Origin of the sequence: Paracoccus lutimaris (assembly GCF_003337565.1) — a bacterium.
GTDB classification, from domain to species: Bacteria; Pseudomonadota; Alphaproteobacteria; order Rhodobacterales; family Rhodobacteraceae; genus Paracoccus; species Paracoccus lutimaris.
The window spans coordinates 34,879-51,509 of record NZ_QPJL01000008.1 but is presented as its reverse complement, the minus strand read 5'-3'; the positions used below and the strand labels follow the sequence as shown (position 1 = coordinate 51,509).

General features: G+C 68.9%; 6 protein-coding genes. 5 read left to right on the top strand and 1 reads right to left on the bottom strand.

Annotated features, from left to right (window positions below; all coding sequences use genetic code 11):
* Genes DFP89_RS09115 through DFP89_RS09100 form a run of 4 tightly spaced genes read left to right on the top strand, consistent with a single transcriptional unit; the run spans position 1 to position 13,301 of the window.
* Positions 1-4,023 carry a hypothetical protein gene (locus DFP89_RS09115; RefSeq protein ID WP_147273295.1) on the top strand — a complete coding sequence of 1,341 codons (4,023 nt, stop codon included), beginning with the start codon at positions 1-3 and terminating at the stop codon, positions 4,021-4,023.
* Positions 4,020-5,519: a hypothetical protein gene (locus DFP89_RS09110; protein WP_114349079.1), complete on the top strand. Its 1,500-nt coding sequence runs from the start codon at positions 4,020-4,022 to the stop codon at positions 5,517-5,519. Before DFP89_RS09115 ends, DFP89_RS09110 begins: the two co-directional genes overlap by 4 nt.
* 1 nt (position 5,520) lies before the next feature.
* Complete coding sequence (locus DFP89_RS09105) at positions 5,521-12,504, top strand: type I polyketide synthase (RefSeq protein ID WP_181870295.1); 6,984 nt, start codon at positions 5,521-5,523, stop codon at positions 12,502-12,504.
* The gene (locus DFP89_RS09100) at positions 12,501-13,301 is read left to right on the top strand and encodes an aspartyl/asparaginyl beta-hydroxylase domain-containing protein (RefSeq protein ID WP_114349077.1); all 801 of its coding nucleotides are present in this window, start codon (positions 12,501-12,503) and stop codon (positions 13,299-13,301) included. Before DFP89_RS09105 ends, DFP89_RS09100 begins: the two co-directional genes overlap by 4 nt.
* A gap of 229 nt (positions 13,302-13,530) precedes the next feature.
* Here DFP89_RS09100 and DFP89_RS09095 read toward each other — a convergent pair whose 3' ends face one another.
* On the bottom strand, positions 13,531-15,129 hold the full coding sequence (locus tag DFP89_RS09095) for a GMC family oxidoreductase (RefSeq protein WP_114349076.1): 1,599 nt from the start codon (positions 15,127-15,129) through the stop codon (positions 13,531-13,533).
* A gap of 198 nt (positions 15,130-15,327) precedes the next feature.
* Here DFP89_RS09095 and DFP89_RS09090 point away from each other — a divergent pair, with 198 nt between their 5' ends.
* Entirely contained in the window at positions 15,328-16,272 is a 945-nt protein-coding gene (locus DFP89_RS09090; protein ID WP_114349075.1) for a LysR family transcriptional regulator, read from the top strand.
* The last annotated feature ends 359 nt before the right edge of the window (positions 16,273-16,631 follow it).

Here is a 16,631-nt window from a genome sequence, read left to right as displayed (position 1 = left end):
ATGAGCCAAGGCCCTACCCCCGTCAAGGCTCCGGTCTGGCCCGGCCCAAGGCTGATCGTGCCGATGGCCGTCGACTGCCTGCTGGTCGGCGCGCCCGATATCCAGGGCAGCAGCTGGGCGCGGACGCTAATGAACTATCAGGCGCTCAGCCTGGGACTGGCCGATGCCGCGCCGCCGCCCTTCACCCCGGTCGAGGATGCCGCAAAGCCGCAGGTGGGCGCGCATCTGGCCTGGACCCTGCCCTATGCGCTGCGGCGCGGCGCGGCGCCCGACGACGCAGCCGCGCCAGACGCGGACGAGGCCGGCCAGCCGCGTTTTCCGCTGATCCCGAACCGGTGGCTGGTGCTGCGTGCGCAATATGACGCGGCCGGCGGACCGCCGCAGCTGAAGGCATGGGTGATCCTGGCGGACCATCTGGAAGCGGCAAGCGGCCAGATCCCGCTGACCGTCAGCCAGTACCCGCTGCCCGCCGCGCCGGGCAGCACCGGCATCCTTGGCCTTGCGCAGGACATCTCCGACTGGGACGGCACCCAGTCGAACGATCCCCCCGCCCTGACCGCCATCGCGCCCGGAAATACCTCCTGGGTGGCGGCCTATGACAATCTTCGCAACGTGCTGACCATGCATGATCCGCTGGCAACCGCGGCGGCGCGCTACGGCTATTCCGTGATCGGCTGGTATTCCGATCCAAGCCAGGATCTGTTGCATGACATCGACACCTCGTCGGTTCAGGCCTGGCGCGCGGCCGTGCAGAGCACGTTTCAATGGGCGCTCGGCCCGACGATTTCGGACGTGCGGGCGGCGCAGACCGACTGGCTGGCCTGGGCCAAGGCGCGCGGCGTCGACAATGGTGCGCCCGAGGCCGGCCTGCCACCGCAGCTTGATCAGGCAATCACCCGCTGGGAGGCCTGGCGCATGGCCAATGGCGAGGCCGGTCCGGTTCCGGACCTGCCTAGCCAGATGATGCTGGCGGGGATGTTGCTGAACGTCGACTGGCAGGGGGCCGATATCGCCTATGGCAGCGGCGCCCCGGGGGGCGGCAAGACCCCGCCGCAACTGGCCGTGGGCAATACCGCGACCGAGGCCATCGCCGCCTGGATCGCCGAAACGCTGGTGACCCAGGGCAAGGAGGCGCGCTCGACGATCCCGCTGATCGAGCGCGCCATCGAGGCATTCCAGGCCGGGCTGCTGAACGATCTGGAATCCGATCCCGGTCAGACCGAGGCCGATCTGCACGCCCGCGAATTCGCGGCCCAGGGCTCGCGCAACATCTGGACCGTTGTCCGCCCCGAGGTCGGTCAGGGGACCGACCAGAATGGCGGCAATGCGACCGTGCCGCTGACACCGGACCAGACCGACAAACTTAGCCAACTCAATATTTTGCAGCGCGAAGCTGACATTCTGCAAGAGGGTCTGGCGACCCAGCAGTCCGAGTATTTCGCGCTGCTGTGGAAAAAGCGCAATATCCCCCGCAGCGCCGCGCCCGAGGTCAAGAGCAAGCTGACCGCCGCATTGACCGCGATGGCCGCAGCCATCACCGCCACGCAGGCCGAGCTTGACAGGCGCAGCGCCCCCAAGACCGGCGAGATCGCCCTGGCCGAGGCGGCGCTGCTGGCGGCGCTGGCGGGGATGTACGAGATCCGCCGGATCAGCGGCTCATCCGCTTACCAGCCCAATGATCCGGTATTTCTGGTGGCGGGGTCCGGCGGCAGCGCGCAATTCGCCGCGCCAGGGGTCTATGACGAGGATGACAGCCTGACCTGCCGGATCACCGGCCAAAGCATCACCGGATTGGACCTCGTGCCGCTGGGTGCCGGCATCGCCTCGCTTGACGCGGGCGCGGTGCTCGACGCAGCCGTGCTGCCGGTCGGCGATGCGCTGCCCAAAGAGGTGCCCGACCTGTGGATCGAACTGCTTTTCAGCGATCCCGGCGCCGCGCCATTCCTGGCCAGCCGTGCGCTGGCGCTTGGCGGCGGCGGCTCGACCCCGGCCCAGATCGCGGCGCTGGCCGCCAAGATCGTCGGCATCCAGCAGGCCCCCTGGCTCGCCGAGCTTTCGGGTTCGGCCTCGGCCGCGGCATTGGCGCAGGCGGCGGGCCTCACCGGGCATGCGCCCAGCGCGCCGGCCGTGACCTTTCGCAACGGCCAGCCCTGGACGCCGGTCTTTGTCGACTGGCGCGTCAGCTGGGCGCCCGACGGCGACGACTTTGCCACCATGCTGGAGAAATGGGAGCTGGGACCCGAGGATTTCGTCTGGAAGGGCGGCCAGGTTCAGCCCCCCGCCAGCCCCATCATCTTCGAGGCGCGCACCGTCTTTGACCCGAAGGTGGCGCAGAACATCGCCGCCCGGCTGGCGACGTTCAAGACCGACAGCGACTATGATCAGCTGCCCAAGTTCACCCGCGATGCGCTGGAAAACATGGTCGGGTTGATGCAGCGCGCCGATCTTTTCACCCTTGCTGCCAGCGGGGTGACACAGCAGCTTCTGACCCGTCTGAGCGGCCCCAATCAGGACGAGACCGATCTGGACGCGCTGCTGGGTTCGGCGCCGGTGGGCTATCTGCCAGTCCCGGGCAGCGCAACCCCGGTGAACGGCACGCTGCCGGTCGAGCCCTATTTCGCGCTGCGATCCGGGCATATGACGCTTCTGGACGTCTGGATCGTCGACAGCTGGGGGCAGATCCTGTCGGGCAAACCGCCCAATGTCGCGCCCTCGTTGCCGATCACCGACGTCATCCGCGCGCAAAGCGTGCAGACGCCGGTCTTCATCGCGAACGGCCAGGACCAGAACCGCGCCTATATCCAGCTCGCGCCCCGGATCAGCGATGCCTGCCGGATCGACTTGCAGCTTCTGGATGCTTTCGATGACACGCTGCCCTCAAATTCCGCCGATCGGACCAGCCCGGTCTGCGGCTATGTGATCCCCAACAATCTGGACATCGCGCTTGCGGTCTTTGAACAGGACGGCGGCAGCGGCGGCTCGGTGCTCAAGATCCAGACGGAAAGCACCGCGACCCAGCCCTCGTCCACCGGCCTGCGCTGGCAATCGCCGCCCGGCTCGAACGCGGCGCTTGGCGCCGGGCCAACGCTGGGCAATCCGCATTTGCAAGCGCTGGTGACGGGGCTGCTTGACCAGGGGCTGACCGAGGGCGGAAGCGCGCTGGACGCGATGTTCGACCATATCGACAGCGTGCTTTGGGCACTGGCACCGCTGGGCATGCCGGGCAATGGCGCCGGCACGCTGCTGGGGCCGCCACTGGCGGTGGTGCGCGCAAGGATCAGCGCGGCGATCGCGGGCTTGCCGTCCTACAACCAAAGCTGGGGGATGACCGGCGACAGCTATGTGGCGCAGCAGGGCGGCAAGCCGGTCTTCGCGCCGAAACCTGTGCCGGTGATGGCGGTCACGATGCCCGCGCGGCTGGGCGATACCGGGCTCAGCAGCAACGGGGTGATGGGCTATTTCGTCAATGACGATTACACGCGCTTCTATGCGGTCTATGGCGCGGGCGGGCAGACGGCGGCGGTCTCGAGGGCGCTGCGCGGCGGCCCGGTGCCCCTTGGCGGCCTGACACGGCTTTTGGGAAATGCGGGCGCCGCAACCAGCGGCTATGTCGAAACCGGCCATCTGCTGGAACTGCCGCTTGACGGCACGCCCATCCATCTGACGATGCTGGTCGATCCGCGCGGCCGGATCCCGGTCACCAGCGGCTGGCAGCCGGGCCAGAGCCAGGGCCTGCCCCCCGGCCCCGTTGCCGCGGCGCTGGCCGCGATGGTGGTGGATTTCCGCGCCGGTCCGGTCCTGACCGATCCGCATCGCATCCGCATGCCGCTGCCTTCCGAAGTGCGCGGCAAATGGGCCTGGGCCGCGCGCGCCGATATCACCGGCTGGGCGCCGGACGAGCCGGTCACGGCCAGCACCCCCGGCGCCAGCATGGGCACCGTGCCGCTGCATCTCTCAGAAGGCTGGCTCAGTCTTTCCGGCGCGCTCACCACGCCCGGCAGCGATAAGGAGAATGACGCATGAGCACCGATCACGCGGCACCGAAATCTGCACCGGCCACGGTTTCCGGTGGCGCCACGAAACTCGAATATGCCGTGGCACCCCTTCAGGTCGTGGCGGGCAGCGAGCAGACGCTGACGCTGACGGCCACCAATCCGGCGAGCGGCAGCCGGATTACATTCGTACCCGGACCGCAAGGCGACGAGATCGTGCTTAACATTCCCGCGCCGCCAGCCAAGACCGGTGCCGCGGCGCTGACGGACAAAGTGACCTATACCGCGAAATCGCAAAGCGACGGGTTCATCGCCGGGGTGCAGCCCGGCGAGGTCAACAGCATTGCCATTCTTCCGCTGGGCCAGACGATCCTGGCGCCGGGGCAGACCATCGAGATTACGCTGAGCCCGGTCCAGATCAGCGCCGTTCCTGGTCCGGTCAGCCTGGGCATCACCGAATATATCGGCTCGGACGAGGCCAGCACGACGCTTGACCTGACCAAGAACCAGATGGGCCTGCAAATCACCGCCTGGCTGAGCAAGCAGATCGCAGGCAAGGATGAGGTGGTGACGCTGTACTGGGAATCGGCGGGCGGCACGGTCGTCGACATTGCGGGGCTGGATGGCGGTGACGGCACGCGCAGCTTTCCGGTACAGGGCGCAACGCCGCCCTATCCGGGCCAGCTCAGCTTTGCGCCCGGCGGCGCGGGCAGCATGGTGCTGACGCTGACAGTGCGCACCGGCGACGGCCAGAAGACCGCCTCGACCTCGGTCACGCTGACGGCGCGCGCGCCCTATCTGCCACGCTTTGCCGCGACGCCCGCCTCTGGCGCGACGCTGCGGGTGGACGACAAGGTGACGCTGGACTGGAGCGTTCTTTACGCCCGCGCGGTGGTGCTGACCACGCCCTCGGGGGCGGGTCCGCAGCTGGTCCCGGCGCAACCCTTGCGGCAGATGCAGCGGGTGCCGGGCGACGATGCGCAGCACGGGGCGGCGGCGATCTCGGACATTCCGGGTAGGGTGGAATATATCCTGACCGCCACCGGCTATCCGCCCCAGAGCCAGGCCCGCATCAGCTTCTCGCTGGCGCCGGTGACCTTTCTGTATTTCAAATACCTGCAACGTGACGCCACCGGCAAGCTGTTGCTGCTGTCCTTTGGCATCGACCCGATGAGCTGGGGCGGCCAGAGATTGATCCTGGGCGATATCAACAGCTTTACCCTTTACCAGCCGGGCGGCGCATCCGAGACCTACTATATCGGCGCCTCGGACATGACGCATCCGCAGATCCTGTATTTTAACACCACCGCCGCGCCCGCGGGCGGTACGGTGACGGTGGCATGGCAGACCGCCAACCTGACCAAGCTGGTGCTGGACCCCGGCGGGACTGAGATACCCGCCGCCGAAATCGCCAACGGATCACGGCAGGTGCAGGTGCCCGCCGACAATCAGGTAAAGCTGACCGGCACGGCCGCCAATGGCCAGACCGTCCCCAGCACCCTGTTCGTCCAGGCGGCGACAAGCTGAGATGAGGGACGCGGGCGACCATCCCGTTCCCGCCGCTGCGGCGCAAAGCGCCCCGCAAAGCATCGCCGCGCTTTTGCACATGCGTGCAAGCGAGACCCCGGACCGGATCGCGGTGCAGATCCTCAATGGCGACATCGCCGGCATGGAAACACTTTCCTATGCCGAACTTTGGGACCGGTCGCGCGCGGCAGCGGCCGCCCTGTCGGCGGCCTGCCCGCAGGGCGGCACGGTGCTGATGGCGCTTCCCACCTCGGCCGCCCTGGTCACGGGGTTTCTGGGCGCGATCCTGGCCGGGTTGCGCCCGGCGATCCTGCCCGCGCCCCGGCCCGGTTCCGGGCGGCATGCGGCGGCGACGGACAGGATCCTGCGCGTGGCCGCCGAACGCGGCCGGGCGCTGATCTGCCCGACGCCGGACGGTCGTGACACGCTGATCGCCGCCGGCCTGCGCGACAGCGACGCGATCCGCCTGCTGGTCCCGAGCGAGGGCTTCGACCGTCCCGGCGCCCGGTCCTGGACGCCCGAGCCTCCCCCGGCCGAGGCGCCCGCCTGCCTGCAATACACCGCCGGCTCGACCCGGAAGCCGCGTGGGATCGTGCTCAACCATGCCAATATCCTTGCCAATATGGCCGATATTCAGGGGACCTTTGACTCCGGCCCCGGGACGCGGGCGCTTGGCTGGCTGCCGCTTCACCATGACATGGGGCTGTTCGGCCATCTGATCCAGCCGATCTTTGCCGGCGGCATGACAGTGCTGGCCCCGCCCGAGTGGTTCATCCGCGACCCCCTTGACTGGCTGCGCGCGATCTCCGCGCTTGGCATCACCCATACCGGCGGTCCGCCCTTTGCCTGGCACCTGCTGAGCCGGGCGCTGGCCGAAGGCGGCGCGACCGGGCTGGATCTCGGGGCGCTGCAGGTTGCCCATGTCGGGGCCGAGCCAGTGCATCCCGGCCCGCTGTGCCGCGCGGTGACGGAACTGACCCGCCATGGCATGCGCACCGACGGCTTCCTGCCCTGCTACGGCATGGCCGAGGTCACGGTCTTTGCCGCCGGCCGCCGCTTTCCCGGCAGGCATGGCGGCGTGGTGCGCTATACGCCCGGCGCGTCGATGACCGTGCGGATCGCCGATCCCGAAAGCGGCGCCGACATTGCCCCGGGCGAGACCGGCGAGATCTGGCTGTCGGGCCCTTCGGTCGCGCGCGGCTATGACGGCAATCCCGAAGGCACCGCCGCCGCCTTTGTCCAGCATGACGGGCAGCATTGGCTGCGCAGCGGCGACCTTGGACGGATGACGCCGCAGGGCCTGAGCGTCACCGGGCGGCGCGACAACCGGATCATGTCTCGCGGCGTCACCCATCACGCCGAGGATCTGGAGGCGACGCTGCATGCCCGCCTGCCGCGTCTGGCCCATGCGCCGCTGGCGGCCGTCGCGCTGAGCAGCCCCGAGGGCGAGGGCGTGGCCGTGGTCGCCGAAATTCGCGCCACCCACACCGAAACCGAGACCCTGCGCAACGACGTCATCGCGGCGCTGGCCGAGGGGCACGCGCTCTCCCCCGTAAGGATCAGCTTCGTCCCCCCCGGCGCATTGCCCCGCACCACCAGCGGCAAGCTGCGCCACAATGAGATCGCGGAGCTGCTGAAATCGGACCGGCTGCAAGTGCCCGCCCCGGCCCCGGCCCGTCCGGTTGCCGATGCCCGGGGGACGGCGCCCGCCCCGGACGCGCTGCAATCATCCGATATCCGCCTTGCCATCACCGGCATGGCCTGCCGGTTTCCCGGCGCCGACGATCCCGAAACCTTCTGGCAGCGGCTGCTGGACGGCGACGACCTTGTCACCGACATTCCCGCCGCGCGTTGGGATGTCGAGGCCTATCACGCCGACAACCCCGCCACGCCGGGACGCATGAACACCCGCCGCGGCGGCTTCATCGACGGGGCCGATCTGTTCGATGCGGCCTTCTTTGGCCTGTCCGACCCTGAGGCGGCCGAGACGGACCCGCAGCAACGGCTGGCGCTGGAGGTATCCTGGCGCGCGCTGGAACATGCCGGCATGACCCGCGAAAGTCTGCGCGGTAGCGCCACGGGCGTGTTTCTGGGCATTTCGACCACCGATTATGCGCATCTGCAAATTCGCGCCCGCCCGGATCTCAGCGCATTCTCCGCCTGGTCGGGTCTGGGCACGGCGCAAAGCATCGCCGCCAACCGGATCAGCTTTGCCCATGACCTGCGCGGCCCCAGCATCGCGGTGGATACCGCCTGCTCGTCCTCGCTGACCGCCTTGCACATCGCCGCCGGCGCGCTTTTGCGCGGCGATTGCGAGACTGCGCTGGTGGGCGGCGTCAACCTGATGCTGTCGCCCGGCACCACGGTGGCACTGGCGCAGTTCGGCATGCTGGCCAGCGACGGCGCCTGCAAGGTCTTTGATGCGCGCGCCGATGGCTATGTCCGCTCTGAGGGCTGCGGCTTCGTCGTGCTGAAGCGACTCCAGCGCGCGCGTGCCGACGGGGATCGGATTCTGGCGCTGATCCGCGCCACCTCTGCCGCGCAGGACGGCCACAGCAAGGGCATCACCGCGCCCAATCCCGAGGCGCAAGAGGCGCTGATCCGTCAGGCGCTGGACCGGGCCCGGCTTGACCCGGGGCGCGTGAACTTTGTCGAGGCGCATGGCACTGGCACCGCCCTCGGCGACCCGGCAGAGCTGGAGGTGCTGCGCCGCACTTATGGCGTGGCCGCCGGTCCCGCATGTCGGCTGGGGTCGGTGAAGGCCAGCGCCGGGCATCTGGAGGCCGCGGCGGGCATCGCCAGCCTGATCAAGACCGTGCAGGTATTGCGTCACCGGATGGCGCCGCCGCAACTGCACTTTCACGAGCTGCCCGGCACCATCGACCTGCGCGCAAGCCGCCTGCGCATCCCGGTCCAACCCGAAGCGCTGCGCCCGGCGGCTGGCGTGCCGCTTTGCGCCGCGGTCAGTTCCTTTGGCTTTGGCGGCGCATTGGCGCATGTGATCCTGGAAGCGGCTGAAGCCGCCCCCGTAGCGCCCCAGACGACGACCGACGCGCCATTGCGGCTGCTGCCGGTCTCGGCCCGGAGCGATCGGGCGCTGGCGGGCCTGACCCGCGATCTGGCCCGCTATGCCCGCAGCTGCACCCCCGGCCCGCTGGCGCCGCTGGCCCGCACGCTCAGCCGGCACCGGTCGCATTTCCCCCGGCGCGGTTTCGTGCTGGCCCGCGACCTGCCCGGCGCGGCGCAGGCGCTTGACGCCGGCCTCTCGACCGGCAGCGGCGCGATCTCCGAGCTTCGCCCGGGGTTTCTCTTCACCGGTCAAGGCGCGCATCTGGCCGGCCAGGGCACCGGGCTCGCGCGCCGCTTCCCGGTCTTTGCCGAGGCGCTGCGGGCATCGGCCGAGGCCTTGGCCCGCGCCGACCCCTCGCTGCCCGGGCTGACGGATATCCTGTTCGGCGACGGCGCGCTGCTTGGACGGACCGATCTTGCCCAGCCGGCGTTGATCGCGCTGTCCCACGCGCTTGACCGGCTCTGGCGCAGCCTTGGCGTGGTGCCCGTGGCCATGGCCGGCCACAGTCTGGGCGAGATCGCGGCCTGCCTGTCGGCGGGTGCCCTGGACCTTGACGGCGCCATGATCCTGGCGCTGCGGCGCGGTCGGCTGATGGCCGGGCTGCCCAGCCCCGGCGCGATGGCGGGCGTGGCACTGCCCGCCGAGGCGCTCCGCGCAAGGCTGAAGGACTGGAACCTGCCCGGCCTGACGGTCGCGGCCGAAAACGGCCCCGCCGCCAGCAGTCTCGCCGGCCCCGAGGACAGCCTTGCCCGGGCGCTTGACCGCCTGTCGCAGGACCGGGTTGCGGCGCGCCGGCTGGCCACGCCGGTCGCCTTCCACTCGGCGGTGCTGGACCCGATCCTTGACCCGCTGGAACGCGCCCTCGCCGAGATCCCCGCATCCGCGCCGCAGGCGCTGGTCATCTCGACGCTGACCGGGGCGGCGCTGACCGGGGCGCCGGACGCGCGGCATTGGCGGCAGCATGCGCGCCAGCCGGTGCGCTTTGCCGCCGCCCTGACCGCCCTGCAGCAGGCCGGCTGCACCCATCTTGTCGAGATCGGGCCGGGTCAGGTGCTGACCGGTCTGGCCCGCGCGGCCCTGCCAGGCACGCCGGCCCTGGCCAGCCTGCCGGCCCTGCCCGGCGGCGATACGACCGAGGAGGCCGCGCTGCTTGGTGTCGCTGGCGCGCTTTTCGCCGATGGCGCGGCGCTGGACTGGGCCGGGCTCAACCTGCCCACGGACCCGGCCGCACGGGCCGAGGACGTGCCCGGCCACCCGTTCGAGCGCCGCCGCTATTGGTTCGACATGGATCTGTCCCGGCCCGGGACGGCCGAGGAAACCCCGCTGCATTCCGTGCTGCGCTGGCCGCTCTGGCAGGCGCCCGCCGATCCCGGGGGCACGCATCGCCCGCTGAGCGCGGACGCGTCGCGCAACTGGCTGATCGTCGGCGACGGGAACGGTCTGGCCGAGGCGCTGGCACGGCAGCTTTGCGCGCGCGGGCGCCGGGTGATCCATCTTGGCCGCGCCGGGGGGGCCAAGCCCTGGACCGTTCAGCGCGGCGACATGCGGGGCCTGCTCCGCGTCGCCTTGCCGGACCGGCCAGAACCGGAAGCCATGACCAGGGCGCTGATCGACGTGCTGGCCCGGCGCATCCCCGGCGGGGCGACCCGCTGGAGCGTGCTGGTGCCCGCAGCGCTGGACATCACCACCACGCTTTCGCCCGAACAGGACGAGGCGCAGCAGCATCGCGACGGGATCGGCCTTCTGACCACGCTGGTACAGGCATTGCGCGGCGCCGGGCTGACCGGGCAGATGTACGTACTGACCCGCGCCGGGGTGCAGACCGCGCCCGATGCCGCGCCGGAACCTGCGCAGGCCGCGCTCTGGGGCTTTGGCGCGACACTGTTTCTGGAGCATCCCGACCTGCGCGGCGGGATGCTGGATCTGGAAAGCGACACCGGGGCGGCACAGATTCTGGATGCGCTGGACCTTCCTGACCTGCCGGGCATGGTGGCCTTGCGCGCCGGCCTGCCCCATGCACCCGAACTGACCCCCGCCGATGGATTGCCCGGGGTCCCGCCGACGCTCGACCGCCATGGCAGCTATCTGGTGACGGGCGGTCTGGGCGGGCTTGGCCTCGAGATCGCCGTCTGGCTGGCGCGGCGGGGCGCGGGCCGCGTCGTGCTGATGAGCCGCAGCGCCGACGCCGGCGCCCGCGCCACCCATGCCGCGCGCATCGCCCGGATCGAGGCGGCCGGCGCCGAGGTGGCGCTGATTTCCTGCGATACCGGCGATGCCCCGGCGCTGCGGCGCTGCCTTCAGGCATTGCGCGCCGACACCCGTCCGCTGCGCGGGATCGTCCATGCCGCCGGGCAGAACTGGCTGGGCCGGATCGCCGACACCCCGCCCGAGCGCATGCTGGAAACCATGCGTCTCAAGGCGGGCGCGGCGCTTGTCCTGCATGAGGCGACGCGCGACCTGCAACTCGATCTCTTCGTGATCTGCTCGTCGGTCTCGGCGCTTTGGGGCTCGGTCGAGCTGGCGCATTATGCCGCCGCCAACCGCTTTGCCGATGCGCTGGTCGAAATGCGCCGGGCGCAGGGCCTTGTCGGCACCTCTGTCAATTGGGGGCCATGGGCCGAGGTCGGCATGAGCGCGCGCCCCCGCGAGACCGAGGTCGTCACCGCACTTGGCCTGCCGCTGATCCCGCCCGGCGACGCGCTGGCAGCGCTGGAACAGGCCCTGACCGCGCCTGACGCCGTGCAGGTCATTGCCCGGCTGGACTGGCAGCGCTTCGGCGCATTCGCGGATTACAGCCTCTGGCCGGGGCTTTTCGCCCCCCTTCGCCGCGCGGCCGAGGCCGGGCGCGGCAGCGCGACCGCCGCACGCCATCTTGCGGCCGAGCTGCGCGGCCTGCCCGAACAGGCGGCCCGCAAGCGGCTTGTCGCGGCGATCCGGCGCGAGCTGGCGGCGCTGGTCTATCTGTCGCCCGGACGCGAGATCTCGGAGGAGGAACCGTTCAACCTTCTGGGCATCGACAGCCTGACCGCGATCAGCTTCGCCTTGCGGCTGGAGGCGCAGACTGGGGTGAGCCTGCCGCCGACGCTGGCCTATACGCATCCGACCATCGCCGATGTCACGGATTTCGTGCTGGCGGGGTTGTCGCGAATGACCGAGCAGGACACCGAAGGGCCACCCGCCCCGACCGGGCGTGGTGATGCCACCCCGGCGCTTGCCGCACGGCCGGCGGGGGTCTCGATGATCTGCCTGCCCTTCGCCGGGGCCTCGGCCGCCGTCTTTGCGGACTGGCGGGTTCCGGGTGTCACGCTGCGCTGCGCCGAACTGCCCGGACGCGGCACCCGCTATCGTGAGCCCGCGGCACCGTCGATCGAGGCCTTGGCCGAGGATCTGGCGCGAGAGATCGCCCGGACCGGCGGCTCGGAGGTGATCTACGGGCACAGTTTCGGCGCGCGGCTGGCCTTTGAGACGGCGCGCAAGCTGCCCGGGACCGCGCGGCCGCGACTGCTGGTCCTGTCCTGTCTGGGGCCGCAACCGCCAGCCCCGGGCGGCGCGCCGCTGGACGGGCAGGATGCCGACGCATTGGCGCGACACGCCCGCGACTGGCATGGCGACGCCGCGGACTCGGCCGCGTGGGGGCGGTTGCTGCCCGGGTTGCGCCATGACCTGGCGTTGATGGCGGATGCCGGGCCCGTCAGCGGCCCAGCGCTGGCGGTTCCGGTTCTGGTGATCGGCGGTCGCGACGATGCGCTGGCGCCACCCGACAGCCTGATCGGCTGGCAGGCGCATGTACAAGACCGCTTCTCGCTGACGCTGCTGGCGGGCGGGCACATGCCGTTCCGCACCGATCCGCAGGGCTTTTTCGCCACGCTCGCCGCCGCCATCCGCGACCTTTCGGACAAGGAGCCGTCCAGATGACTCGTCCCGCCGCCGCCCCCGCCCCCAGCCTGCGCACCGGCGATGCGCCGCCGCCCGCCGGTGCGCTTTGGTACTCGGCCTTTGGCGGGCGCTACAATGGACCAGAGCCTGGCTGGTTCGAACGCGAGGATTTTCCCTGGGTGCGGGAGCTGGAGCGGGACTGGACGACCATCCGCGACGAGCTGCTGGCGCTGGCGCGGCGCGATGGCAGCCGGCTCGGCGTCTATTTCAACCATGCCATGGCGTTTCCGCCGAAATCCTGGCGCACCATGGGCCTGCTTTTCTGGAGCTGGCGAATGCATGGCAATATCCGCGCCTGCCCGCAGACAATGGCAGTCCTGTCGCGCCTGCCCCAGGTGACCAGCGCCTCGCTCAATGCCTTGGCGCCGGGATCGAACATCAATCCGCATCAGGGTGACACCAACGCGGTGATCCGCATCCACCTGCCGCTGATCGTGCCCGCCGGCCTGCCCGATTGCGGCTTTCAGGTGGGCGACGAGGCCCGCGCCTGGACCGAGGGCCAGGCATTGCTGTTTCTGGATGCCAAGACGCATTTTGCGTGGAATCGCAGCGATGCAATGCGCTACGTTCTGGTTCTCGATGTTTTCAGACCAGAGTTCAGCGCGCAGAAGGCGCAGGTCTGCGCCAATGTCCTGGCTTCGATCGCCATGCAGGGGATCTATCAGCGCCTTCCGGCGCTGAACCGGCTCAGCGGCGGGTTCCGGCTGGCGCTGCACGCCATGATGCGCGGCGCGCTGCGGATCATCCTGCCGGTGCAAAACCGGCTGGGCCGCTAGGATCGGCGTGCCGGTCAGATCGGAACACATCGTCCCGGCCACCGCGGCGCCCGCCGCTCGATGATCATCTCTGGCAGAGCAGGCTTGCGCGCGGCGATGCCGCCGCCGGCCCCGCTGTGCCGTGCGACGACGTCATGGCGCGCGATGCTTGCCGTGCTTTTTTCTTTCTTGCCGAAGCGCCCGAACGACCGATGCCGTCAGCCGACCCATGCCGGCCGATGGCGAAGGTCTAGGCCTTTGCATCCTCAAGGATCATCCTGGCCGCCTTTTCGGCGATCATCAGCGTCGGCGAGTTCGTGTTGCCGCTGACGATCGTCGGCATGACCGAGGCATCGGCGATCCGAAGGCGACCCAGCGCGCGCATGCGCAAGCGCGTATCGACGACCGCGCCTTCGTCGCTTCCCATCCGGCAGGTGCCGACCGGGTGAAAGATCGTGGTGCCGATGTCGCCCGCCGCACGGACCAGATCGTCGCGGCTTTCGAAGGCGTTGCCGGGCCGGTATTCCTCGGGGCGAAACTTCGCGAAGGCGGGCTGCGCGGCGATCTGCCGCGTCAACCGGATCGACCGTGCGGCAACCTCGCGGTCACCCTCGGTCGAAAGATAGTTCGGCCGGATCGCGGGCGCGGTCCGGAAATCGGCGCGCTTCACATGGATCGAACCACGGCTTTCGGGCCGCAGATTGCAGACGCTGGCCGTGATGGCGGGAAAGGGGTGAACCGCATCGCCGAACTTGTCGAGGCTGACCGGCTGGACATGCCATTCAAGATCCGCCGTGGCCTTGTCCGGTCCCGAGCGGCTGAAGATGCCGAGCTGGCTGGGCGCCATGGCCATCGGACCCGAGCGTTTAAGCAGATATTCCATGCCGATCATCGCCTTGCCGATCAGGCTCGAGGCCTTTTCATTCAAGGTCGGCACGCCGTGAACCTTGTAGATCAGGCGCAGCTGCAGGTGGTCCTGAAGGTTCTCGCCGACCCCCGCCACCTCGACCCGGGGCGCAATGCCGGCCGCGTGAAGCACATCGCCGCGCCCGACCCCCGAAAGCTCCAGGAGTTGGGGCGAGCCGACAGCTCCGGCGGCAAGAATGGTCTCGCGCATGGCGCGTACCTCCTTGCGCTGGTTCTCGTGGTGAAAGACCACCCCGCGGACTTCGCCCTCTTCGATCACCAGGCTCTCGGCCTGGGCACCGGTCATGACGCGAAGGTTGGGCCGGTTCTTCGCCGGCCGCAAGAAGGCCTTGGACGTGTTCCAGCGAATGCCGCTGCGCTGGTTGACCTCGAAATAACCGGCGCCTTCGTTGTTGCCCCGGTTGAAATCGTCATTGCGCGGGACGCCGAACTCAAGCGCCGCGTCGCGGAAGGCATCAAGCACATCCCAATGCAGCCGCGCCTTCTCGACCCGCCATTCGCCGCCCGCGCCGTGCATCTCGCTGCCGCCGAGGTGATAGTCCTCCTGCGCGCGGAAAAGCGGCAGCACGTCATCCCAGCCCCAGCCCGTGCAGCCGGCCTGCCGCCAGTTATCGTAATCCTGCGCCTGGCCACGCATATAGATCATGCCGTTGATCGAGGAACAGCCGCCCAGGACCCGCCCCCGCGGATAAAGCAGCGAACGTCCGTTCAGCCCGCGCTCTTCTTCGGTCCGGAAACCCCAGTCGGTGCGCGGATTCCCGATGCAGTAAAGATAACCGACAGGGATGTGTATCCAGGCATAATTGTCCCGTCCGCCGGCCTCGAGCAGCAGAACACGAACCTTGGGATCCGCCGAAAGGCGGTTGGCGAGAACGCAGCCCGCGCTGCCCGCCCCGATAACGATATAGTCGTAGCTTTCCATCTGGCGTGCTTTCAATATCTGAGGCAACATGCGGCAGCCGCTCAAGCAGGTGGCCTGACCGCATCCGGAACGTTGCATTTTCGATAGCTGTGCAGGTCTCTTACCCCGCCCGCAAACCAATGATGCCGAAATCGGCTTATGCATACAAGCTGGCAGCCGTGATTGATTTCTCACATCACGTGAACGAAAATGAACAGCATGGCGCAGTTCAATTGGGATGACATCCCGTTCTTTCTGGCTTTGGCGCGCAGCGGGCAGCTGACCATGGCCGCCCGGCAGCTGGGTTCGTCGCATGTGACCGTGGCACGACGTGTCGAGCGGCTGGAGAACGCCCTTCGCCAACGATTATTCGAGCGCAGTTCAAAGGGTTACAAGCTGACGGCGAGTGGACGCCGCCTGGTCGAGACCGCCCGGCACATGGAGGAGGCTTCGGCAGGCATCTCTCCGGGCGAGGCGCCTGGGCGAGGTCTGACCGGCAGCTTTCGGGTGGCGGTGCCCGAGGGGTTCGCGAGCTTTTTCACCGACCGCATGCTCAAGGCTTTTGCCGCGCGTTTTCCGGCTCTTTCGCTTGAGCTCATCACGCTCACGCAGGTCTTGTCGCTGTCGCGGCGCGAGGCCGACCTGACCATCACCCTGGATTCCGTCACGCGTGGCGCTTATCGATCGGAGCATCTGGCCGACTACAACCTTTGCATCTATGCCGCGCGGGACTTTCTCGCGGGAATGCCGCCGATCAGAAGCCGCGAGGATCTGCTGAGCCAGCGCTTTGTCGGCTATATCGAGGAAATGCTTTTCGCGTCCGGCCTCGACTATCTGGACGAGATTCATCCCGCATTGCGGCCGACATTCAAGAGCTCCAGCATCTTCAGCCAGTTGACCGCCACGCGGCGGGGCTTGGGACTGTGCGTCCTGCCCTGCTATCTGGCCAGGGATTGCGATGACCTGGTTCCGGTCCTCGCCGATCAGCTCTGCCTGCGGCGGACCTATTGGCTGACCTGCCATTCCGATGCCCGCCAGATGCAGCGCGAACGCAAGGTGATCGCATTCTTCAGCGACGAGATCGCGCGGCATTCGGACGTGCTTCTTCTGCCGGACCGGAATGCGGCCCCTGCCGCCCAGGTCAGGCATCCCGGCTTGAAATAAGATCAAGGCGCATCGCCGCCTGTGAGGCCACGAAGCCGGCCGATATCGCTGTTGGCATCCGTACGCGGCCGTCCAGAAGCAGGGGTTGCAACCATCCAATAACCCCATGGTGATCGGCGGCGACATACCGGTGGGCGTCCCGCAAGGGAAATCCCCCCTCGCGAGGGACGAATCGCCAAAGCCGATCTGGTCTCGATCATCGCCACTCGCGACGACAGGACACTCGGAGGCATGGTGCCCGGAGGCGGAGACCGGTTCGGAAACGGATGCCCGAACTTCCTCGAACGACGCGCTTGTGGAGATCGCCCGGCATCTTGGCCACAGCAACCCCAAAGTGACGCGCGGCACCTACGGTCAGT